General features: G+C 74.4%; 18 protein-coding genes. 8 read left to right on the plus strand and 10 right to left on the minus strand.

The features are described 5' to 3' along the window. The first annotated feature begins 161 nt into the window (after window positions 1-161). Together ACI79G_RS20475 and ngg are read left to right on the plus strand one after the other, a co-directional pair. A complete protein-coding gene (locus tag ACI79G_RS20475; protein WP_456882906.1) occupies window positions 162-1,424 on the plus strand; it encodes an alpha/beta fold hydrolase in 1,263 nt (420 codons plus the stop codon). Window positions 1,425-1,615: 191 nt separating this feature from the next. Further along, the gene (gene ngg, locus ACI79G_RS20480; RefSeq protein WP_456882907.1) at window positions 1,616-3,367 is read left to right on the plus strand and encodes an N-acetylglutaminylglutamine synthetase; all 1,752 of its coding nucleotides are present in this window, start codon (window positions 1,616-1,618) and stop codon (window positions 3,365-3,367) included. A gap of 150 nt (window positions 3,368-3,517) precedes the next feature. Here the strand turns inward: ngg and ACI79G_RS20485 are convergent, their stop codons facing one another. The 5 genes from ACI79G_RS20485 to ACI79G_RS20505 all read right to left on the minus strand — a co-directional run bounded on the left by ACI79G_RS20485 (window position 3,518) and on the right by ACI79G_RS20505 (window position 8,280). After that, entirely contained in the window at window positions 3,518-3,688 is a 171-nt protein-coding gene (locus ACI79G_RS20485) for a CsbD family protein (protein ID WP_456882908.1), read from the minus strand. 262 nt (window positions 3,689-3,950) lie between these two features. Further along, on the minus strand, window positions 3,951-4,970 hold the full coding sequence (locus tag ACI79G_RS20490; protein ID WP_456882909.1) for a hemolysin family protein: 1,020 nt from the start codon (window positions 4,968-4,970) through the stop codon (window positions 3,951-3,953). Beyond that, entirely contained in the window at window positions 4,967-6,412 is a 1,446-nt protein-coding gene (locus ACI79G_RS20495) for a hemolysin family protein (RefSeq protein ID WP_456882910.1), read from the minus strand. The genes ACI79G_RS20490 and ACI79G_RS20495 overlap by 4 nt, the downstream gene beginning before the upstream one ends. A gap of 210 nt (window positions 6,413-6,622) precedes the next feature. Further along, window positions 6,623-7,282, minus strand: a complete 660-nt coding sequence (locus tag ACI79G_RS20500) for a response regulator (protein WP_456882911.1) — start codon at window positions 7,280-7,282, stop codon at window positions 6,623-6,625. Beyond that, window positions 7,279-8,280 carry a histidine kinase gene (locus tag ACI79G_RS20505; RefSeq protein WP_456882912.1) on the minus strand — a complete coding sequence of 334 codons (1,002 nt, stop codon included), beginning with the start codon at window positions 8,278-8,280 and terminating at the stop codon, window positions 7,279-7,281. The genes ACI79G_RS20500 and ACI79G_RS20505 overlap by 4 nt, the downstream gene beginning before the upstream one ends. A 222-nt stretch (window positions 8,281-8,502) precedes the next feature. Here ACI79G_RS20505 and ACI79G_RS20510 point away from each other — a divergent pair, with 222 nt between their 5' ends. From ACI79G_RS20510 to ACI79G_RS20525, 4 genes are all read left to right on the plus strand, one after another. Beyond that, on the plus strand, window positions 8,503-10,023 hold the full coding sequence (locus tag ACI79G_RS20510) for a cation:proton antiporter domain-containing protein (RefSeq protein WP_456882913.1): 1,521 nt from the start codon (window positions 8,503-8,505) through the stop codon (window positions 10,021-10,023). A 667-nt stretch (window positions 10,024-10,690) separates the two neighbouring features. Beyond that, window positions 10,691-11,746 (plus strand): class I SAM-dependent methyltransferase, encoded by a 1,056-nt coding sequence (locus ACI79G_RS20515; protein WP_456882914.1) that lies wholly within the window; start codon window positions 10,691-10,693, stop codon window positions 11,744-11,746. A 219-nt stretch (window positions 11,747-11,965) separates the two neighbouring features. Further along, complete coding sequence (locus ACI79G_RS20520; protein ID WP_456882915.1) at window positions 11,966-12,550, plus strand: HhH-GPD-type base excision DNA repair protein; 585 nt, start codon at window positions 11,966-11,968, stop codon at window positions 12,548-12,550. A 158-nt stretch (window positions 12,551-12,708) separates the two neighbouring features. Further along, complete coding sequence (locus ACI79G_RS20525) at window positions 12,709-13,050, plus strand: DUF3099 domain-containing protein (RefSeq protein WP_091216855.1); 342 nt, start codon at window positions 12,709-12,711, stop codon at window positions 13,048-13,050. A gap of 58 nt (window positions 13,051-13,108) precedes the next feature. Here the strand turns inward: ACI79G_RS20525 and ACI79G_RS20530 are convergent, their stop codons facing one another. Beyond that, on the minus strand, window positions 13,109-13,978 hold the full coding sequence (locus ACI79G_RS20530) for a carbohydrate kinase family protein (RefSeq protein WP_456882916.1): 870 nt from the start codon (window positions 13,976-13,978) through the stop codon (window positions 13,109-13,111). A gap of 2 nt (window positions 13,979-13,980) precedes the next feature. Continuing rightward, a complete protein-coding gene (locus ACI79G_RS20535) occupies window positions 13,981-14,931 on the minus strand; it encodes a pseudouridine-5'-phosphate glycosidase (RefSeq protein WP_456882917.1) in 951 nt (316 codons plus the stop codon). A 77-nt stretch (window positions 14,932-15,008) separates the two neighbouring features. On the opposite strand from ACI79G_RS20535, the gene ACI79G_RS20540 reads away from it, so the two are divergent. Then, complete coding sequence (locus ACI79G_RS20540; RefSeq protein WP_091216861.1) at window positions 15,009-15,239, plus strand: DUF3039 domain-containing protein; 231 nt, start codon at window positions 15,009-15,011, stop codon at window positions 15,237-15,239. Window positions 15,240-15,511: 272 nt separating this feature from the next. Here ACI79G_RS20540 and ACI79G_RS20545 read toward each other — a convergent pair whose 3' ends face one another. The 3 genes from ACI79G_RS20545 to ACI79G_RS20555 form a co-directional block, all read right to left on the minus strand. Next, window positions 15,512-16,579, minus strand: a complete 1,068-nt coding sequence (locus tag ACI79G_RS20545; protein ID WP_456882918.1) for a YihY/virulence factor BrkB family protein — start codon at window positions 16,577-16,579, stop codon at window positions 15,512-15,514. Window positions 16,580-16,663: 84 nt separating this feature from the next. Further along, entirely contained in the window at window positions 16,664-18,904 is a 2,241-nt protein-coding gene (locus ACI79G_RS20550) for a VanW family protein (protein WP_456882919.1), read from the minus strand. A gap of 143 nt (window positions 18,905-19,047) precedes the next feature. Beyond that, window positions 19,048-19,272: a DUF7455 domain-containing protein gene (locus ACI79G_RS20555; RefSeq protein ID WP_012949566.1), complete on the minus strand. Its 225-nt coding sequence runs from the start codon at window positions 19,270-19,272 to the stop codon at window positions 19,048-19,050. Window positions 19,273-19,757: 485 nt separating this feature from the next. Here ACI79G_RS20555 and ACI79G_RS20560 point away from each other — a divergent pair, with 485 nt between their 5' ends. Further along, the gene (locus tag ACI79G_RS20560; protein ID WP_456882920.1) at window positions 19,758-20,996 is read left to right on the plus strand and encodes an FAD-dependent oxidoreductase; all 1,239 of its coding nucleotides are present in this window, start codon (window positions 19,758-19,760) and stop codon (window positions 20,994-20,996) included. Window positions 20,997-21,272: the final 276 nt, after the last annotated feature.

Genomic DNA, 21,272 nt, shown 5'->3' on the forward strand with positions numbered 1-21,272 from the left:
AGCGGTCCGGGGTGGCTGTTCACCCGTGCCCGCCTCCGGCTCATGCCCCGAGATCCGGCGTCCCAACCCGGGAGGGGGCAGATGTGGTGCACCCCTCGGTCGATGGGTAGGGGGCCGGGGCCTCGAGCAGCCGGGGACGTCCCCCACCCTCCGGAGGCACCGTGCCCACCCTGCCCTCCCTCCGCCCGCCCGGCCCCACCCCACGGCGGGTCTGGACCGACGTGCCCGCCCTGGGCGTCCGGGTCCACACCCGGACGTGGCGCCCCGAGGAGAGCAGGGACCGGGTGCCCCTCGTCCTGCTGCACGGGCTGGGCCTGTCCAGCAGGTACCTCGTCCCGCTGGGGCGCCGCCTGGCGGCACTCGGCCACGACGTGGTCGCGCCGGACCTGCCCGGCTTCGGCCGGTCACCGCGCGACCCGCGGCTGCGCCGGCCGGGAGGACCCGACGTGGCAACGCAGACCGAGCACCTGCTGGCTTGGCTGGACGCCTGCGGCATCGCCCGGGCCAGCTTCTTCGGCAACTCGATCGGCTCGCAGGTCGCCGTCGAGCTGGCCGCCCACCATCCGGACCGGGTGGACCGGCTGGTGCTGTCCGGACCCACCCCCGACCCCCGCTACCGCCGCCCGTGGCAGCAGTACGCGCAGGTGCTGCGGAACATGGTCTTCGAGGTGCCCACGCTGCAGCCGTTGTTCCAGGTGGAGTACCTGTCCACGGGCATGGCGCGGATGGTGCAGCAGCTGGTCCGCAGTGCGGACGACCCGGTCGAGCTGCGGCTGCCCGACGTCGTGGCGCCCACCCTGGTCGTGCGGGGGCGGCACGACCGGGCGCTGTCCCAGGAGTGGGCCGAGCAGGTCACCCGGCTGCTGCCCGACGGGCGGCTGGTCGCGATCGAGGGTGCCGCGCACAACGCCCACTACTCGGCACCCGACGTGTCCGCCCGGCTGGTGGACGCGTTCCTCGCGAAGGAGTTGGACGACCCGGACACCGCCGGCGACCGGGTCGTCGTCCCGCGGTCGGAGCCCGACGACCCCTTGGCCCCGCGCCGGCCCCTGCCGGCGCGGGCGCACGCCGCGCTCGACCTGCTCAGCACCGCAGCCCTGCTCACCGTGCCGCGGACCCGGCGCTGGGGGCCGCGAACGCGCGCGCTGTTGGCCGCCTTCGGCGTGGCCGGGCTGGCCGACACCCTGCTCACCGACCACCCGGCCGGGCTGCTGCGCCAGGTGCCGCTGCCCGTGCACCTCAACCTCGAGGCGTCCGGTGGCCTGCAGCTGCTGACGGTCGCCGCCACCTGGTTGCGCGGGGAACCGGCGGCCGGTCGCTGGGCGGTGGCCGGCCAGGGGGTCTACGAGCTCCTCCGGGCCGGGGCGTCGTACGTGCCCGCGGGGCCGGCCCGGCTGGTCCCCGTGGCTGCGGTCGCGCACTGACCATCGGCGCCGGCGTTTGTTACGGGTGCGTTTCGTCCGCGTCAGGGCGGGCATGGTCTCCCGACTCGGCCGGGGTGGAACACCCTGCCCACGGGCCGGGCACGACATCGGGTGGCAGCACATCGTGTGGACCAGTACGCCTCGTCCGACATCCGGCCCACGAGGGCCACGGCACGGCGGGGAGGTGTCCCGTGGTCGCGAGGCCTGACGTCCGGCGGCGGCCGCTGAGCGCCGTCCCGACGATCACCGGCACCCCCTGGCACCCGCCGTCGGAGCACCAGCTGCGCGGCATGGACACCGAGGCCGTCCTGGACCTCGGCTGGGGTCGCCTCGTGTTCGGCCAGACCTTCGCCGACCCGCAGCGGCTGGTGGAGGCGCTGCGCGGGGAGGCCGAGGGCCGCCGCGACATCTGCATCTACCCGCGCGATCCCCAGGTGCTCCTGGGCCTGGCGCCCACCGAGCTGTTCCTGGACCCCTCGCTCACCTTCCGGCTGGACCTGCACCGGTACCGGCCGCGACGGGAGCTGGTCGAGAACGTCTTCGTGCGCACGGTGACCTGTCCGGACGACGTCGCCGCGATGGAGCGCATCATCACGCGCACCGGCATGGTCTCCGGGGACCCGGACACCGTGTGGCACAACCACTCCACCCGCACGGTCCGGTACCTCGTGGCGGAGGACCGGCGCACCGGACGGGTCGTCGGCACGGTCACGGGCGTCGACCACGTCCGCGCGTTCGGCGACCCCGAGGGCGGCAGCAGCCTGTGGTGCCTGGCCGTCGACCCGGGCGAGGCCCCGCCGGGGACGGGGGAGGCGCTGGTGCGCGTGCTCACCGAGCGCTACCTCGCCCGGGGGCGCAACTACCTCGACCTCTCGGTGCTGCACGACAACGCCCCCGCGATCGCGCTCTACCGCAAGCTCGGCTTCCGCCAGGTGCCCGCGCTGGTGGTGAAGCGCCGCAACGCGGTGAACGCGCCGCTGTTCGTCCCCGGCCCGGCCGGGCTCGACCGGCTCAACGTCTACGCCCGGATCCTCGCCGACGAGGCGCTGCGCCGGGGCATCCGGGTCGAGGTCACCGACGCCGCCCACGGGGAGATGCGGTTCAGCCTCGGCGCGCGCAGCGTGCTGACCCGCGAGTCCCTCTCCGAGCTCACCACGGCCGTGGCCATGAGCCGCTGCGACGACAAGCGGGTCACCCGCCGGATCATGGCGGGTGCCGGCGTCCGCGTCCCCGTCGGCGCCGAGGTGGTCGGCGACGACCTCGGACCGGCCCTGGCCCTGCTCGAGCGGTTCGGCGAGGTGGTGGTGAAGCCGGCGCGCGGGGAACAGGGCAAGGGCATCACCGTCGGGGTGCGGGACGAGGCGGGCCTGCGGTCGGCGGTCGCGCTGGCGCGGCAGCACTGCCCGGACGTGCTGGTCGAGGAACTGGTGCCGGGGGAGGACCTGCGGGTGGTCGTCATCGACTCCGAGGTGGTCGCCGCCGCCGTGCGCCGGCCGGCCACCGTGGTCGGCGACGGCGTCTCCGACGTCACGACCCTGATCCGCCGGACCAGCCGGCGCCGGGAGCGCGCCACCGGCGGGGAGTCGCGGATCCCGCTGGACGACACGACGGCCGCCGTCGTCGCCGAGGCGGGCTGGGCGATGGACGACGTCCCGCCGGCCGGTGCGCGGATCCGCGTGCGCCGGACGGCGAACCTGCACACGGGCGGCACCATCGAGGACGTCACCGCTCGGCTGCACCCCGAGATCGCAGCGGCCGCCGTCCGGGCCAGCCGCGCCATCGGCATCCCGGTGACCGGCCTGGACTTCCTCGTCCCCGACCTCGACGGGCCCGAGCACGTCTTCGTCGAGGCCAACGAGCGGCCGGGGCTGGCCAACCACGAGCCCCAGCCGACCGCCGCCCGCTTCGTCGACCTGCTGTTCCCGGAGACCCGTCGCCGCTGACGCACCCACCCGGCTCGGGCCGCGGGGCAGCTCCCCGGCGTCGCGGTGAGGTCCCGGTACCCGGCCTGCACGACGTCCCAGCAGTCGCAGGCTGCCTGATGAGGAGCGGGCTCGGAGGTGCGGTGGCGCCGGGCTGCCGGGGTCGGTGGACTACCTGAAGGCGTCCTTGATCTTCTCGCCGGCCTGCTTGAGGTTGCTCCTGGCCTGGTCGGCCTTGCCCTCGGCGACCAGGTCCGGGTCGTCGGTTGCGCGGCCGACGGCCTCCTTCCCCTTGCCGGCCAGCTCGTCGATCTTGTTGCTGATCTTGTCCTCGCTGCTCATGCCGGCCCTGCTACCCACTGGGACGGGCAGCATGCTGCGGGCCACCGCACCGGTGGCGTGGCACGTCCGTCCGGGCCCGCAGCGTCACGGACGTGCGCCGGGCCGCCCGGCGTGGCCGGTGGGCGGGTGCCGGGATGGTCGATCTCGTCGCCGGCCTCGTCGGTGCGCTCGCCCGCCTGCTCGAGCCCCGGCGAGCGGGGCCTCCGCACCCCCCGCGACCCTGCTGCCGGGCCCGGCCGCACGCACTGGTGGGGTCCGGTCGTCAGGCGGCGGCTGTGGTCGGCTGCGGGAACAGGCGGCGCAGCACGTCCGACAGCGTGATGACGCCCAGGACCGCACCGCTGTCGGTGACGACTGCCAGGTGGTTGCGGGTCTCCCGCATCGCCTTGAGCGCGGCGTGCACGGTGGTGTCGACGTCCAGGGTGAACACCGGCCGGGCGAACCCGGCCGCGGACGCCTCCTCGGGCGCGGTGAGGGTGTCGCGGACGTGCACCACACCGGTCAGCCGCGCCCGGGTCCCGAGCAGGATGCGCAGGTGCCCGGTGCGCCGGGTGGCCTCGCGCACGGCGCCGACGCCGGCGTCGGCGGCTACGGCGACCAGCGGCGCGTCCGGCGTGACCAGCTCGCGGACGGTCATCCGCTCCAGCTCCAGAGCGCCGGAGATCTGCGCGGAGAACCGCGCGTCGAGCGCGCCGACGTTGGCCGAGTGCTCCACCAGGTGGCGCAGCGCGTCTGGGCTGTGGCCGACGGCGACCTCGTCGGCCGGCTCCACTCCCACGCGACGGACCAGCCGGTTGGCCGCGGTGTTCAGCAGCCGCAGCACCGGACGGAACACCGCCATGAACGCCCGCATCGGCCCGGCGAGCAGGGTCGCCGAGCGCTCCGGGTGCGCGATGGCCCACGACTTCGGGGCCATCTCGCCGACCACCAGGTGGATGAGGGTCACGATCAGCAGCGCGAGGACGAAGCCGGCGACGTCGGCGGCGACCAGCGGCAGCCCCCAGGTCTCGAACAGCGGGGTGAGCCAGTGGTGCACGGCCGGCTTGCTGATGGCACCGAGGGCCAGGGTCGCCGCCGTGATGCCCAGCTGCGAGCCGGCCAGCAGCAGCGTCAGCTCCGAGGAGTTCCGCAGCGCCGCCCGCGCCGAGCGGCTGGTCGGTGCGGCTTCCTCCAGCCGGTGCCGCTTGGCGGCCAGCGCGGCGAACTCCACCGCCACGAAGAACGCGGACAGCGCGACGATGACGACCGTCGCGGCGAGCACCACCACGGGGTTGTCGCTCATCGGGTGTGCTCCTCGGCGGTCGCGGCCGTGCGGCCGGTGGGGTCGGTGGCGGCACCGGTGGCAGTGTCTGGGTCGGCGCCCGGGGCGGTGCGGTCGGGCAGCTCCAGGCGCACCCGAGAGGGGACGTGCCGTTCCACGGCGAGGACTGCGACGGCCAGGTGCCGGACAGCGGGGGCGTCGTCGTGGACCAGGTCACCGGGGTCGGGCGGCAGCTCGACGGTGAGCGTGGCGCCGGGCTCGGGCAGAGTGCCGGCGGCGGCCATGACCAGGCCGGCGATCGTCTCGTAGTGCCCACGTGGCAGGTCGACACCCAGGGCGCGCTCGACCTCGTCGACGTGCACGTCGCCGGCCATCTCCCACACGCCGTCGCCCTCGACCGGCACGTACCCGGGGTCGACGTCGGCGTCGTGCTCGTCGGTGATCTCCCCGACCAGCTCCTCGGCGAGGTCCTCGAGGGTGATGACGCCGGCGAACCCGCCGTACTCGTCGATGACGCAGGCCATCTGGTTCCTCGTCTCGGCGAGCTGGCGCAGCGCGTCGGGCAGCGAGGTGAACGTGGACACGACCAGGCACTCCCGCGCGATGGCGGTCACCGGTGCGGAGTCGGGCTCGGTGGTGGTCAACAGGTCGGCCAGGTGCACCACCCCGGCCACGTCCCCGGTGGTGACGTCGAGCACCGGGTACCGGGAGTGCCCGGAGGCCATCAGCTCACGCAGCTGGCCCAGGGTGTCGGCGTCGCTGACGGTGCCGACCCGGGGGCGGGGGATCATCGCGTGTTCGACGTCGCGGTCGGGGAAGTCGAGGATGCGGTCGACCAGCATCGACAGCTCCGCGGGCAGGTCGCCGCTCTCCCGCGACTCCTCCACGATGTGCTCCAGATCGCGGGCGGTGGCCGCGTGCTCGACGTCGTGCACCGGCTCGATCCTCAGGGCGCGCAGCAGCAGGTTCGACGCCTGGTCGAACACCCAGATCAGCCAGCCGAACACCTTGAGGTAGCCGACGGTGGAGGTGGCCAGCCAGCGGGCGACCGGCTCCGGCCGGGCGATGGCCAGGTTCTTCGGGAACAGCTCGCCGAAGAGCATCTGCACGAGCGTGGAGAACAGCAGCGCCAGCACCGCGCCGATGCCGACGCCGACCGCGGTCGGGATGCCGACGCCGCCGAGCAGCGCGCCGAGGGACTCCCCGATCAGGGGTTCCGCGACGTACCCCACCAGCAGTCCGGTGACGGTGATGCCCAACTGGGCACCGGAGAGCATGAACGAGGTGCGCCGGGTGACGCCCAGGGCGCGCTTGGCGGCGGCGTCCCCGGCCTCGGCGCGGGCACCCAGCGTGGAGCGGTCGACCGCCATGTAGGCGAACTCCTGCGCCACGAAGTACCCGGTGAGCACGGTGATCCCGCCGACCACCGCCACACCCAGCAGGAGAGAGAGCACGTCGGTCACCGGCCACGCCCCCCCTCACCGGAGACGGGGTACGCGGCCTGGGGACTGTGATACGGGCTCATGGCTCTCTTCGGTGGAGGTGTCGTGGTGGGCCGGGAGGCCCCTCGGCTGAACGCGGCAGGGACGGTCGCCGTTCCGGCCGGCGACGCGGGTCACGGCGCCGACCCGGGAGGCGACAGGTGTGCCCGCGACACGGCCGCCGAGCCGCGCTCAGGGCTCGATCAGGCCCGCGCGGATCGCGTACCGGGTCAGCTGGGTGCGGTCCCGCAGTTCCAACTTGGCCAGGATGTTGGCCCGGTGCCGCTCGACGGTCTTGACGCTGATCACCAGCAGGTCCGCGATCTCCTGCGAGGACCGGCCCTCGGCGATCAGCTTGACCACCTCCTCCTCGCGGGCCGACAGGACGCTGCCGGGCAGGCGTTCACCGCGAGCGGCGCGCTGGAGGTACTCGCGCATGAGGGCGGTCAGCGCATCGGGGTAGATGAACGGTTCTTCGCGCACGACCGCGCGGCAGGCCTCGACGAGGTCCCGGTCGGCGACCGACTTGAGCACGTACCCGGAGGCGCCGGCGCGGAGGGCCTCGAAGAAGTACTGGTCGTTGTCGTACATCGACAGCAGCAGGATGCGCGTGGCCGGAGATCGCCGGGACAGCTCCCGGGCGGCCTGCAGGCCGGTGAGCCGGGGCATGGCGACGTCGAGGACGGCGAGGTCGATGGCGTGCACGCGGGCCAGCGCCAGCGCCTCCGCGCCGTCGCCGGCCTCCGCGACGACGGTCAGGTCCGGCTCGCTGTCCAGGATCAGCCGGACGCCGCGGCGGACGAGGGCGTGGTCGTCGGCGAGCAGGATCCGGGTGGGCGCGGAGGCGGTCACCGGCCGTCCCCCGGGCGGGGCGTCGGGACCAGCAGCCGCAGCTCGGTGCCGCCCTCGGGGTGGGGCCCGACGGTGAGCGTGGCGGCGACGAGCATGGCCCGCTCCCGCATGCCGCGGATCCCCGCACCCTCACGGCTGTCGCCGAGGCCACGGCCGTCGTCGACGACCCGCAGCTGCACCGCATCGCCGGCGAAGGTCGGTGCGAGGTCGACGCACACCCGCCCGGCGTCGGCGTGCCGGGCGACGTTGGTCAGCGCCTCCTGCGCGACCCGGTAGACGACCAGCTCGGCGTCGGGGCCGAGCGACGGGAGGTCGGGGGAGAGCCGTCGGCAGACCTCCGCGCCGGTGAGCTGGGCGTGCTCGGTCACCAGCGACGTCAGGGCGCTGACCAGGCCCAGGTCGTCGAGCACGCCGGGCCGCAGCCGTCGGGCCACCTGCCGGACCTCGTCGAGGCTCGCCCGCGCGGACTCCTGCACGAGCAGCACGTCCTGCTGCAGCTCCGCCGGCGCCCGGTCGGCCACCCGGCGCAGGCCGAGCAGGACCGCTGTCAGGCTCTGCCCGACCTCGTCGTGCAGCTCCTGGGCGACCCGCCGGCGCTCGGCTTCCTGAGCGGCCAGGGCCTGTCCGCTGGAGGCGGCACGCTCGGCCTCGAGCCGTTCCAGCATGGCGTTGAAGCTGCCGACGAGGTCGGCGGCCGGTCCGCTGCCCTGCTCCCGGAGGCGCTGGCCGGGGCGGAGCAGGTCGACGTCCTCCATCAGGTGCCGCAGCCGGTCCAGTGGCCCCAGCATCCCGCGGAGCAACAACCCGTTGGCCGCCAGCATCACGGTCAGGCCGACGGCGAGCACCAGCGCCTCACGGGCCAGCACCGGCGTCGAGACGGTCGCCGGGGACGCCGCCAGCACTGCGGTGCCCACGGCGAAGACGGCGCCGTTGACCAGGCAGACACGCCAGAACAGCGGCAGCCCGCGTCCTGTCCTCAGCCCTGCCTCCTGCGCCATGCGCTGGCCCCCACCCGCCGTTGCACGTGATCGACGCTGTCGAGCCTCGGGCACGGGAGCCCGCCGGCCAAGTGCCGATCACGAAGATGGGGTCCAGCACCCATCCCCTCCCGCGGCCACCCGGGAATGGGTGCTGCCACGGATTCCGCCCCCGCCCACCGGCCCCGAGGATCGTGCGAGCCGGCGATCGGCAGGCGGAGGAGGACGTCCAGGGGAGGCCGGGTGCACCACGTCGCTGAGGCACTCATCGCGCTCGGTGGCGCGTTCCTCGTCTGCGGCCTGGTCGCCCGGGCCGGCGTGCCCATCGGGCTGCCGACCATCCCGCTGTTCATGCTCGCCGGCGTGCTGCTGGGGCCGCACACCCCCGGCTTCGTCCTGGTCAGCCGACCGGCGGACCTGGAACTGGTCGCCCGGCTCGGCCTGGTGTTCCTGCTGTTCTACCTGGGCCTGGAGTTCTCCCTCGCCCAGCTCACCTCCGGCGGACGGCGGCTCGCGGCAGCCGCCGGGGTCTACCTGTGCCTGAACATCGGCGGCGGGCTGGCGCTCGGCTTCGCGCTGGGCTGGGGGACGTCGGAGGCGTTCGTGATCGCCGGCATCGTCGGCATCTCCTCCTCCGCCATCGTCACCAAGCTGCTGGTGGAGACCCGGCGGCTGGGGAACCCCGAGACCCGCGTCATCCTCGGGATCATCGTCATCGAGGACCTCTTCCTCGCCCTCTACCTGGCCCTGCTGCAACCGGTGCTGGGCGGCGCCTCCGGCGTGGCCGAGGCCGTGACCGGCATCGGCATCGCCTTCGCGTTCCTGCTGGCGCTGTCCGTGGTGGCGCGGCACGGCACCCGGTGGGTCAGTGCCCTCATGAAGACGAAGGACGAGGAGATCGTCGTCGTCCTGGCCCTGGGGCTGGCGATCACCACCGCCGGCGCCGGTGAGCACCTGGGCGTCTCGGACGCCATCGGCGCGTTCATGATCGGGCTGATCCTGGCCTCCACGCCCACGGCCCGCCGGCTGCGGCAGCTGACCCACCCGCTGCGGGACGGCTTCGGCGCGATCTTCTTCTTCCACTTCGGCCTGACCATCGACGTCGGGGACGTCCTCGCCGTGCTCCCGCAGATCCTCGCCGCCGCCGGGACGACGGTCGTGCTCGCCGTGGTCGCCGGCATCGTCGCCGCCCGCCTGCACGGCCTCGGCCGCCTCGGAGCGGCCAACATCGGCCTGACCGTGCTGACCCGCGGTGAGTTCTCGCTGGTCCTCGCCTCGCTGGCGCTGGCCGCCGGGCTGGACCCCCGGCTCGGCTCCTTCGCCGCCGGCTACGTCCTCGTCCTCGCCGTCCTCGGCCCCATCGCGGTCTACTCCTCCCCGCGGCTGGCCCGCGGGATCCCGCGCCGGCTCGTGCCCGGGGGCTCCGAGCCGGCGGGCAGGTCCAACGGCGTGCCGCTGGACATGGACGTCGGCACCTCGTCCCTGCACGAGCTGGGCACCGACCTCCTGCAGGTCCGGGTCCTGCCCGGCTCCCGCCTGCACGGCGTCTACATGAGCGAGCTCCGCCTGCCCGAGGGCGCGACCCCCGGCCTGCTCTCGCGCGACGGGTCCACCTCCGCGGTGGCTCCCCACACCCGGCTGCGCACCGGCGACGTCCTGCTCGTGTTCACCCAGCCCGACCTGCGCCACGACACCGAACGCCGCATCCTCGCCGTGCACCGGAGCGGCAAGCTGGCCCACTGGCTGGGCGACACCGGCACGTGAACGCGCAGCCGGACCGCGACGCACCCGGACGGGTGGGGACTCGGCGCCACGCAGATGGTCCCGCTGGCGCTCGCTGCCGTCGTGGGCGCACCGGGCCTCGTCCCCGGTACGGCGGACCCGGCGCGGGGCGTCGTGCACCTGCCGTTCGCCGCCCCCCTGATCCCCGCCGTCAGCCCATGACCAGCCGCTGGACAGCGGACTGGGGCAGGACGGCTTGCGGCCCACGGTGATGGCCGGTGCTGCCGAACGGGGTCGCACGGTGACCGAGGAGAGTCCCGCGTCCACCAGCGACTGCTGGGCCCCGACGTCGTCGAGAGCCGTGACGTCCTGCTGGCGGAGCACGACCCGGTCGGCCGCGGGGCTGGCCGCCCGGACCCGCTCGGCGAGGGCGAGCACCCGGGGCGCCAGGAACACCGCACACCTCCGATGAGCGAACGGCGTCCTCGGCGCGCGGCCCCCCGATCGGTTGCTTTCGCCTCTTGACCCCCTCCGCAGCCGGCGTGACCGTCTCCAGTGCCCGACGGGGCAGCCTCGCCACGCTGCTGCAACTCGAGAACAGGGATCTCTTCCCCACCTCGCGCGGGTGCCCGCGCCCCCGCAGGGCCCGGGCGGCGACAGTCCTCCACCAGGCCCTGCAGGCCTCGTGGATCCACAAGGAGGTTCTGCCATGACCCTCGACGAGAACAAGCTCAACGAGCTCCTCGGCCGCTTCGTCATCGACGTGGGCGGGAGCTACCACGCGCTGAGCGCCGTCCTCGGTGATCGGCTGGGGCTGTACCGGGCGCTGCAGAGCACCATGCCGGCCACCTCCCAGGAGGTGGCGGCCCAAGCGGGCGTTGCCGAGCGCTACGTGCGCGAGTGGCTGGCCGGCCAGGCCGCCGGGGGCTACGTCACCTACGACCCGGCCGACGGCCGCTACTCGCTCACCGAAGAGCAGGCGTTCCTCCTCGCGGACACGGCCGGGATGCAGGCGGCCTCCGCGTTCCACTGTCCGGTCGCGGTCGCCAAGAACATCGAACGGATCACCGAGGCAGCCCGCACCGGGGGCGGCTTCCCGTGGCACGAACACGACCCTGCGCTGTTCGAGGGCGTCGAGCGGTTCTTCCGCCCGGGGTACGCGATGAACCTCGTCTCGTCGTGGATCCCCGCTCTCGACGGCGTCGAGGCCAAGCTGAGGGCCGGGGCCCGGGTGGCCGATCTCGGATGCGGACACGGGTCCTCGACCCTGCTGCTGGCCAACGCCTTCCCCGCCTCGCAGATCGTCGGCTTCGACTACCACCCGGCGTCGGTGGACGTCGCGCGCAAGCGGTCGGTCGAGGCCGGGCTCGCTGATCGGGTCTCCTTCGAAGTCGCATCCGCCTCGGACTTCCCCGGCACGGACTACGACCTGGTGGCGATCTTCGACGCACTCCACGACATGTCCGACCCGCTGGGCGCAGCCAGGCACGTCCGCGAGGTGCTGAAGGATGACGGGACCCTCCTCCTCGTGGAGCCGATGGCCGGTGACCGGGTCGAGGACAACCTCAACCCGGTGGGACGGCTCTACTACGGGGCCTCGACGGTCCTCTGCGTGGCGCACTCCATGTCGGCGGAACCCCGGACCGCCCTCGGCGCGCAGGCGGGTCAGGCGAGGTTGACCGAACTCCTGCACGACGCCGGGTTCGGCTCGGTCCGGCGCGCGGCGGAGACCCCCTTCAACATCGTGCTGGAGGCCCGCGTCTGATCCTGCTCATCGGTTGCACCCGCAGGACAGGGGTGGGCAGTCGCGCCGAGACGGGTGCACCACCTCCTCGGCGGTGCTCCGATGTCGGAGGGTGGCTCCTGGCCGATCCGCGACAGGACCTCCGACCAGAGGTTCGGCCGGGAGGGCGCGACGCCCGTCGAGGGGCAGCCCCGCCGGCGGACGATGGCGATGGGGTCGCCCTACGGCACCATCTCCCGTGTGCCGACCCTCCGCATCACCCAGGACGCCGCCGCCGACGAGCTGCTGGGCCGGGACCCGCTGGCCCTCCTGCTCGGGATGCTGTTCGACCAGCAGTTCCCCATGGAACGCGCCTTCGCCGGGCCCCGGCTTCTGGCCGACCGCATGGGCGTCGACACCCTCTCGGCAGCCGACCTCGCCGACGCCGACCCAGAGCAGGTGACCGCCTGGTTCCAGGGGCCACCGGCGGTCCACCGCTACCCGGGGTCGATGGCCGCCCGCACCCAGGCGCTCTGCCGGCTGCTGGTCGAGCACTACGACGGCCGCGCCGAGGCGCTGTGGGCGGACGTCCCCGACGGCGCGACCCTGCTGGAGAGGATCGGCCAGCTGCCCGGCTTCGGCGCGCAGAAGGCGAGGATCTTCGTCGCGCTGCTCGGCAAGCAGTACGGCGTGACCCCGCCGGGCTGGCGGGAGGCCGCCGGCGACTACGGCCAGGAGGGCTCCCGGCGGTCGGTCGCGGACATCACCGGGCCCGAGTCGCTGGCCGAGGTGCGGGCGTTCAAGCAGGAGGCCAAGCGCGCGGCGAAGGCGGCCGTGACCTCCTGAGACGGGGTGCCGGGGCGCCTGCATCGTGCGCGATCCGGTGGCACGATGGGCGGCAGACCCCGGGCTGTGCGGGGACCCGGACGCCGTCGGGACGTCGGGCGCCGCAGCCCGTGGAGGGGATCCGTCGTCCTGCGAGGACGGCGGAGGGGAGGAAGCCCGTGGCCTCGAGCCAGCAGCCCGCGCGATCCCGCCGGCCGGAGCCGGTGCTCATCACCGAGGCAGCACCGAGCCTGGCCGAGCAACACGCCGCCCGGAAGAAGCGCTACGTGATCACCATGGCCGTCCGCGGGGTGAGCCTGGTGCTGGCGGCGGTCTTCTACCAGACGCTGTGGCTGGCGATCATCTTCGCCGCACTCGGCACCGTGTTGCCGTGGATCGCGGTCATGATGGCCAACGACCGGCCGCCGAAGAAGAAGCTCGACGTGAACCGCTACACCCCGCCGCGTCCGGACCGCATCCTGGAGAACCCCGCGCGCCCGGGCCGGGTCATCGAGCACTGAAGAAGGACCTGCTGCCCCCCACCGCTCGCAGGCTCGCGGCGGGTCCCTGCAGGGGGCCTCAACGGGCACCGGGTCGGGCCACCACGGCCGCGGCCCGCGCCAGGCCGGCCTCCAGCGCGGCTCCGGGTTCGCCGTCCGGGGCGGCCAGCCAGACCGACAGCAGCCCGGCGGTGAACGCGTCGCCGGCGCCGGTCGTGTCGACCACCGTCGCCGGGTGCGCCGGGCGGTGCACCAGCCGGTCACCGGCAGCCCACAGCGCCCCCTCGGCGCCCAGCGTCACGACGGCGACCGGGTGGCGGGTCACCAGAGCCTGCGCGGCGGCCGCCGGGTCGGCGCAGCCGGTGAGCAGCCGCGCCTCGTCGGCGTTGGGCAGCACCAGTGTGGCCGCCGCGGTGTCGGCCAGCCAGCGCTCGACGCCGTAGGCGGCCAGCGGCCCGGTGGACGCCGGGTCGATCGACACCGTGCAGCCGGCCGCGCGGGCGGCGGTCAGCGCGGCCAGTCCCGCGGCGCGCGGACCGGGCGCGAAGAGGGTGTAGCCGGACAGGTGCAGGTGCCGACGCGGCGTGGGGACGTCGTCCGGCGCGAGCGCGAGGTTGGCGCCGCGGTCGGCCAGCATGCTGCGCTGCCCGCCCGGCTCGACCAGGCTGACGATCGTGCCGGTGGCCGTGCCCGGGACGACGCGGACGGCCGGCGTCACCCCGGCGGCGGCCAGCTCGGCGACCAGGGCGGTCCCGGCGGCGTCGTCCCCCGCGCACCCGGCGAAGGTGACCGGCGTGCCCAGCCGGGCGAGGTGGACGGCGACGTTCGCCCCGGCACCCCCGCCGTGGCTGCTGATCGACGCCGGCCGGTCGGAGCCGGGCGCGGGGTCGCCGTCGAGCAGCACGACGACGTCGGTGGCCAGGTCGCCGACGACCACGACGTCCGGCACGGTCAGCGGGAGACGCCGGCCAGGGCGGCGGCGATCCGGCCGGCCAGCTCCGCGTTGCGCAGCACCAGCCGCACGTTGACCGCCAGGGTGGCGCCCTCGCTGGCCCGGTGCAGGTGGTCGAGCACGAACGGCGTCACCGCCTTGCCGCGCACCCCCGCCCCCGCCGCCGCGGCCAGGGCGTCGGCGATCACCCGGTCGTGCAGCGCGGGGTCGAGCTGCTCGTCGTCCGGCAGCGGGTTGGCGACCACCACGCCGCCGGGGGCCAGGCCGCGCCGGGCGGCGAGCACGGCCGCGGCCTCCTCCGGCGAGGACACCGCCCAGTCCACCGTCGAGCCGGAGTCGGCGACGTAGAACCCGGGGAAGGTCGTCGTCCGGTAGCCGACGACGGTGACCGACAGCGACTCCAGCCGCTCGAGCGTCGCCGGGACGTCGAGGATGGACTTCACCCCGGCGCAGACCACGAGCACCGGCGTGCGCGACAGCGTGGTGAGGTCCGCGGACTCGTCGAAGGTGTCCGCCGCCTCGCGGTGCACGCCGCCGAGGCCCCCGGTCGCGAAGACGCCGATGCCCGCGGCGGCCGCCAGCAGGGCGGTGCTCGAGACCGTCGTCGCCCCGCTGCGGCCCAGCGCCAGGGCCACGGGCAGGTCCCGGACGGCGAGCTTGGCCAGGTCGGGATCGGCGCAGACCCGGTCGAGCTCGTCGGCGGTCAGGCCGACGTGCGGCGCGCCGTCCAGGACGGCGATGGTGGCCGGCACCGCCCCGCCGGCCCGCACGGCCGCCTCCACCTCGTCGGCCGCGGCCCGGTTGTCCGGCCGGGGCAGGCCGTGGGCGAGCAGGGTGCTCTCCAGCGCCACGACCGGCTGGCCCGCGGCCAGCGCCCCGGCGACCTCGGGGGAGAGCACGGGCGCGGGGGACCTCGGCGCGGCGGGCGCGCCGGAGGAGGGCAGCTGCACCCTGCCATCATGGGGGGCAGGGGAGCCACGCCCAGGAAGCGCCTCCCGGACCCGTCCCCGACCCGAGGGAGCACCGCGTGAGCAGCACCGACCTCCTCGAGAAGCCCGACGTCCGCGAGGGCGACACCGGCAACGCCAACGAGGTCTTCCACTACGTCCGCAAGAACAAGATCGCCGAGAGCGCGGTCATGGGCACGATGGTCGAGGCCCTGTGCGGCGAGGTCTTCCCGGTGACCAAGAGCCCGAAGCCGGGCAGCCCGGTGTGCCCGGCCTGCAAGGAGATCTACGAGCAGCTCCGCAAGGACTGAGGGAGGACCCCTGCCCCCCGCCATGGAAGGACCCCGTCCTCCGCACCCCTCGCGAGCTCGGGGCGGGCCTCGGGACGGGGCCGGCGGCGGGACCCTGCAGGGAGGCCAGCGGGGCCCGGGACCCGCTGCCCGCGATGATCATGGAGGCCGGGTGGCGACGCGCCGTCCGGATCCGGTGTGTCGCCACCGCGCCTCCGTGATCGTCGCGGGGAGCGTCCCGGGCCGGGGGACGGCACCCGGCCGCGGTGTCGGCCGGGAGGCCGGCGATGAGCTCAGTGCTGCAGCTCGCGGGCGCGCTCGAGCTTGGCCGCTCGCCGCGCCTGGCTGCGGCGCTGGTGCCGGCGCAGCGGTGCCGGCCAGCGGGACTGGATCGTCGCGTTGAGCTCGGCGCCCAGCAGCACCGACATCCCGAAGAAGAAGCAGAACAGCAGGACGGCGATCGGGGTGGCCAGCGCTCCGTAGGGCAGCGTCGTGGTGAGGATGTCGGCCACGTAGGCGCGGGTGGCCAGCGCCGCGACGACGAAGAAGCCGACGGCCAGCACGGTCCCCGGCAGGTGCCGGTGCCAGGGCAGCCGCCGCGGCAGCACCACGTGGTAGAAGCTCGTCAGCGCCAGGAGCAGGCCGATGAGCACCACCGGCCAGTAGACGGCGTTCACCAGCACCGTCGCGGTGCCCCGCCAGTCGGCCGGCAGCAGCGAGACCAGCACCCCCCGGCCGAGCACCAGCAGCGGGAGCGTGAGCACCGCCAGCAGCAGGCCGACGACGAACAGCCACAGCGCCTTCAGCCGGGTGCGGATCGGGCCGCGCACGTCGCGCTGGTCGTAGGCGATGACGACGGTGTTCATGAACGTCGCCGTCGCCGAGGAGCCGGCCCACAGCGACAGCAGGAAGCCGACGCTCACCAGGTCCAGCCGCCCCGAGCCGAGGATGTCGTCGAGCGTCGGCTGCACCAGCCCCTCGACGACGTCCGGCGTCAGCACCTCGGTGGAGGCCCGCACCAGTTCCGCCTCGATCTGGGCCACCGGGGCCTCGCCGATGAACGTGCCGAGGTAGCCCAGCGTGCCGAGCAACCCGATCAGCAGCGGCGGCACCGAGAGGATCTGCCAGAACGCCGCCTCGGCGGAGAGCCCGAGGATGCGGTCGTGCCAGGCCTTGGCGACCGTGCGCCCGAGCACCTGCAGCGGCACCCGCAGCAGCGCGGGCCAGCCGTCCAGCCGTCCCCGCGCCGGCGGGGTCTCCAGGCGGACGGCGGTGGCGCCCGCCGGCCGGTCGTCGTCGCCGGCACCGTCCTCGGGGTGTCCGGCGCCGGCCGGTCGGCCCCCGGGCAGGACGGTGCGCACCATCCCAGTGTGCACGCCGGTCAGCGCGCCGACCGGCCCGCCTGCAGGATCCCGCCGCGAGAGGCGGGGGCGGGGGGTCCTTCTTCAGCCGCCCGGTGCGGGTGCCGGGGCCGGGACGGCGCCGTCCGGCGCCGGCGGCGCGGGTGCGGCGACCGGCACGCAGGTGATCCGCGGCTCGGCGGCGTACCGGGTGCGGAAGTCCTCGCGCTCGACCTCCGCCCCGCTGGCCGGGTCGCGCAGCACCCGGGTGACGGTGATGTCGAAGCCGGTCGAGCCGGCCTGCGGCTTGCAGCTGCCGTCGTCCGGCTTCTCCTGCACGACCGGCTCGCGGAGGTTGTAGCGATCGCTGCTGATCGACTCGACGTCGTAGCGCTTGGTCCCGTAGAAGGTGACCGTCAACGAGTTCGGCGTCCACTGGGTGTCGACGTAGACGCCGGTGTCGCTGTCGTTGCGCCACTTGAGGTCGATGGAGTCGTAGTAGACCGTCGCCTCCCGGCCGGCCGGGTAGCGGCTGATGTAGAAGCTGTGCGGCTTGTGGTAGACGTCCTCGAGGCCGGCGAAGAAGACGGCGTTGAACATCGTCGTGGCGACCTGGCTGACGCCGCCGCCGACAGCGGTGGCGAACGCGCCGTTCTGGATGACGCCGGCCTCGACGTACCCCTGCGCGGTGGTGCGTGGGCCGGTGTGGCCGTTCAGGCTGAAGGTCTCCCCGGGCCGGACCAGCGCACCGTCGAGCTCGGCGGCGGCCACCCGGATGTTCGTGCCGCTGGCCGCGCTGGTGAAGTTCGTGGTGAAGGTGCTGATCTCCTCGCGGATGCCCAGCGCCTCCGCGTCGGCGGTGCTGAACTCCGCCGGCACCGGACCCAGGTCGGCGGTGACCGTGCGCGGCGCCGGCTGCGGCAGGACCTCCTGCAGGTCCGTCGCGAGCGCCGCCGGGTCGATGCCGACGCCGTCGACCGACGGGACGATCGAGACGCTGCCGTCGGAGAGCTCGAAGCGAGCGTCCTCGGCGGGCGTGCCGAACTCGGCGAAGTCGTCGCCCATCGCCTCCTGCAGGGCGGTCGGGTCGACCGCGACCGTGAGCTCGCCGTCCTCCTGGGGTGTGAAGGTCAGCGAGGCGGCGATCGCGGTCTCGGGCACCTCGACGGTGGTGGCGCCGTCCTGGCTGGTCACCGTGACCGGCGCGGCCAGGCCGGGGGTGACGGTCTCGTCGAGCACCCGCTGGGCCGCGGCGGTGTCCACGGACACCTCGGTCACGTCGACGGGCAGCTCGATCGGGGTGCTGGGGTCGCCGCCCGAGGCCAGCGCGGCGGTGACGGCCTCCGCGGCGCCCTCCCGGTCGAGGGTGCGGCCGGGCACGGGCTCGACGACGCTCGCGCTCGTGCCCTCGATGGCGATCGTCGCGTCCACCGGGGCGCGGTCGACCTGCTCCGCGATGACGTCGATCTGGGCGGCCAGCGCGGTCTCCTCGCCGGTGATGACGGGCGCGACCTCGCGCTCGTCGACGAGGCTCACCAGGCGGGTCCACGGGTTGAGCGGCTGCCCGCCGGCCCGCTCGACGGTGCCCTCGACGTCGAGGGTGATCCCGGCGGTGGCGGGGGAGAGGGTGCCCTCCACGTCGTCGGCCAGCACCACGTGGTCGGCGACCACGCGCGGCGCGAGCTCGGTCTGCAGGCGTTCGGTGGCCGCCGCGGGAGACAGGCCGCCGAGGTCGACGCCGGCCACGACGGTGTTGCGCGGGACGTCGTCGCCGGAGACCAGCAGGTCGACCCCGTAGGCGGCGGCCAGGACACCGGCGGCGGCGACCGGCGTCACGACGGCCGGCCGGCGCCACCACGGACGGGGGGTCCGCGGCGTGCCGTCGGGGCCATCGCCGTCGGAGCCGCCGGAGCCGCCGCCCGTGGCCCGTGTGCCGTCGGGGACGTCGCCCGTGGCGCGGGTGCCGTCGGGGACGTCGTCCGGGCCGTCGGTCACCGGGGGCAGGACGCCGGTGTGCTGGTCGGCGTCCGCGGAGGGTGGCGGTAGCTCGGCGGGAGCCTCGCCGGGAGCGAAGCGGATGTCCTGGGTCTCGCCGTCCTCGACGGCCGGCGTGCCCGTGTCGTCCTCCGCGCCGGTCGCCGGCGGAGCGGACGTCTGGGCCGCGGTCACCGGGCCGGGCACCTCGGGGCCGACGGGCCCGCGGTCGCGCGGGACTGGGCGGGTCTCGTCGGACAGGCCCTCGGTGTCGATGCGAGCGGTGTGGTCGGGCTGGTCGGGGACCTGCTGCGCCGGTGTCTGACCCGTGGGGGACTGCTGGTCGTGCGGCGCGGGGGTCTGCGGGGGCATCGCGGGATCTCCGGGTAGTCGTCGACCGGGAGGTCCCGGGAACGACGGAGCCGCCGGCGCCCTGTCCCCATCAGGCGGGAACGGGACGCCGGCGGCGGCGTCGGGTGAGGGCTTCATCGCTGTGCGCGACGATAGCGCCTCCGTCAGTGGCTGAGGCGCTGCTCGCCGTCGGTCTCGATGATGTCGACGGCGATGTCGCGGAGCTTGCCCTCGTACTCACGGGCGTGGTGCCCGCAGAAGACGAGGTCGCTGCCGCTGGCGAGGACCACCCGCACCTTGGCCAGTGCGCCACAGCGGTCACAGTGAAAGGGAACGACGAGGTCGTCGGCGGGCGGGGTCGTCGTCAGCGTCTGGGTCATCTGGGTCATCACTCGCTCTCTACCGCACGGACCCGCGGCTGCGGATCGGCCTCCTGCACAGCGCCAGGATGTCCCCCTGTGTTCCCGACCCGCCCGATCCGACGCTGGACTCGCCGAGAGCGGTGAGGCCGGTGCCGGGTGGTGCAGGTGGTCCGGGTCAGCAGGGACGTCACTGGGTCGTGCCGGTCTGTCGTGTCGTGCTGTTCTCGTCGTTCGCGTGCGCCGGTCGTCGTCCGGCTGGTGGGTCCGCTGCTGTCTTGACGGGCACCACGCTACGCCGTCTACCCGGCGCATGACGGCGTACACCGGCGGACCGGCTCATCGGGGTGAGATCGTGACCTCGTCGCAATCGTGCCGTCATCGTCCTGGACGACGGAGCGACCCACCCGACGCATCCGCGAGGGCAGTGGGGGCCAACGGCCCTCGTGACCCTCGTGCCGTGGGTGCAGGCTCGCCTGGCAGGGGGATCCGACGGCACGGGATCCAGGGGCGCCATGAGTGACCGACGTCACGACCCGCCGGAGCGCGGCGGCATCGTCGTCATCGGGGCCGGGCCGGCCGGGCTGCTGGCGGCGATCGCGCTCGCTCGCCGCGGCATCCGCACGACCGTGCTCGAACGGCACGACTACCCGCAGGTGAGCCCCCGGTTCGATCCCGAGCGCTCCTACACGATCGACATCACCGGACACGGCCACCGGGCGCTGCAGCACATCGACGCGACGGCGTACTTCGACGCCCGGCTGCTGGCATTCCGCGGCATCCAGCACGGCGGCCGGGTGGTCGAGGAGTGGCGCGCGCCGGGATGGACCGGTTCACGGGGCGACATCCTGCGTGCGCTCACCGACGCCCTCGGGGAGACGGTCGAGGACGAGGTGCAGCTCGAGTACGGCTGCCTCGTGGAAGCCGTCGACGTGGCGACCGGGAGGGTGACCTGGACCCCGCCGGGGGCGGCGCCGACGACCCGGCGCTTCGACCTCGTCATCGGCGCCGACGGTGCCGGATCGGTCGTGCGCCGGGCGGTGCAGGAGCAGGTGCCGGGCTTCGAGGTGCAGCGGGCGGAACTGCCGAACCACCTCACGATGGTCGAGCTGGACCGCCTCTCCGACCAGCTCGACCCGCACTACCTCCAGGCGCTGGCGACCCGGCCGTTCTGCGTGGCTGGGGCGATCAAGGCGGACGGCGACGGCGACGCCCCACGGTGGTTCTGCGGCGTCGGCACCCGGCGCGAACTGCGATTCGGGTCGGTCGACGAGGCCCGCGCGTGGCTGCGCCGCCATTGCCCTCGGATCCTGGACCTGGCCTCACCCGAGGCGGTCGCCGCGTTCGCCCGGCGACGGTGTCACCACATCGGCCAGAAGCTGACCTGCTCACGCCTGTCCGCCGGACGCTGCGTGCTGATCGGCGACGCGGCCGGCCCCTTCCCCCCGATCGGGCAGGGCGTCAACGCCGCGCTCGAGTCCGCGATGACACTCGACCTCGCCGTCGGCCGGTCCGGCACCACCCCGGCGGGCCTGGTCGCCGCCGCTGCGGCCTACGACGAGGAGTGGAGACCGGAGGCGGACGCCATCTCCTGGATCAGCGAGAAGATGCTGTTCGAGAACCGGGTCCACATGTTGCGCGCCGACCTGACGATGCGGCTCGGCATCAACCCCATCGACCAGGCGAAGGACGCGTCCACCCCGTGGTCCGTCGTGGCGGCACGGGCGCGGCGATTCGGGCCGCTGTGGTGGTGAGCCGGCGTCGGGGGCCGCCGGACGACTGAGGGTCCGGCCCGCCGGAGCGGACCGGACCCTGTGTCGTGGGCTCAGTCCAGGTAGTCGCGCACTACGAACGCCTGAACGGTGTGCATGGTCAGCTGACAAGCCTGCAGGTCAGAAGCGCTGTGCGTGGAAATATCCTGGACTGAAGATGTGGCCGCGGCGACGTCCTCTGAGTGGTGCATGTACCCCTCACCGTGGTGGTGAGTGGTGAGGTGACCATGGCGCGATCAAGGCTGGCTGCGCCATCTC

The sequence above is a fragment of the Geodermatophilus sp. SYSU D00779 genome (assembly GCF_054050595.1).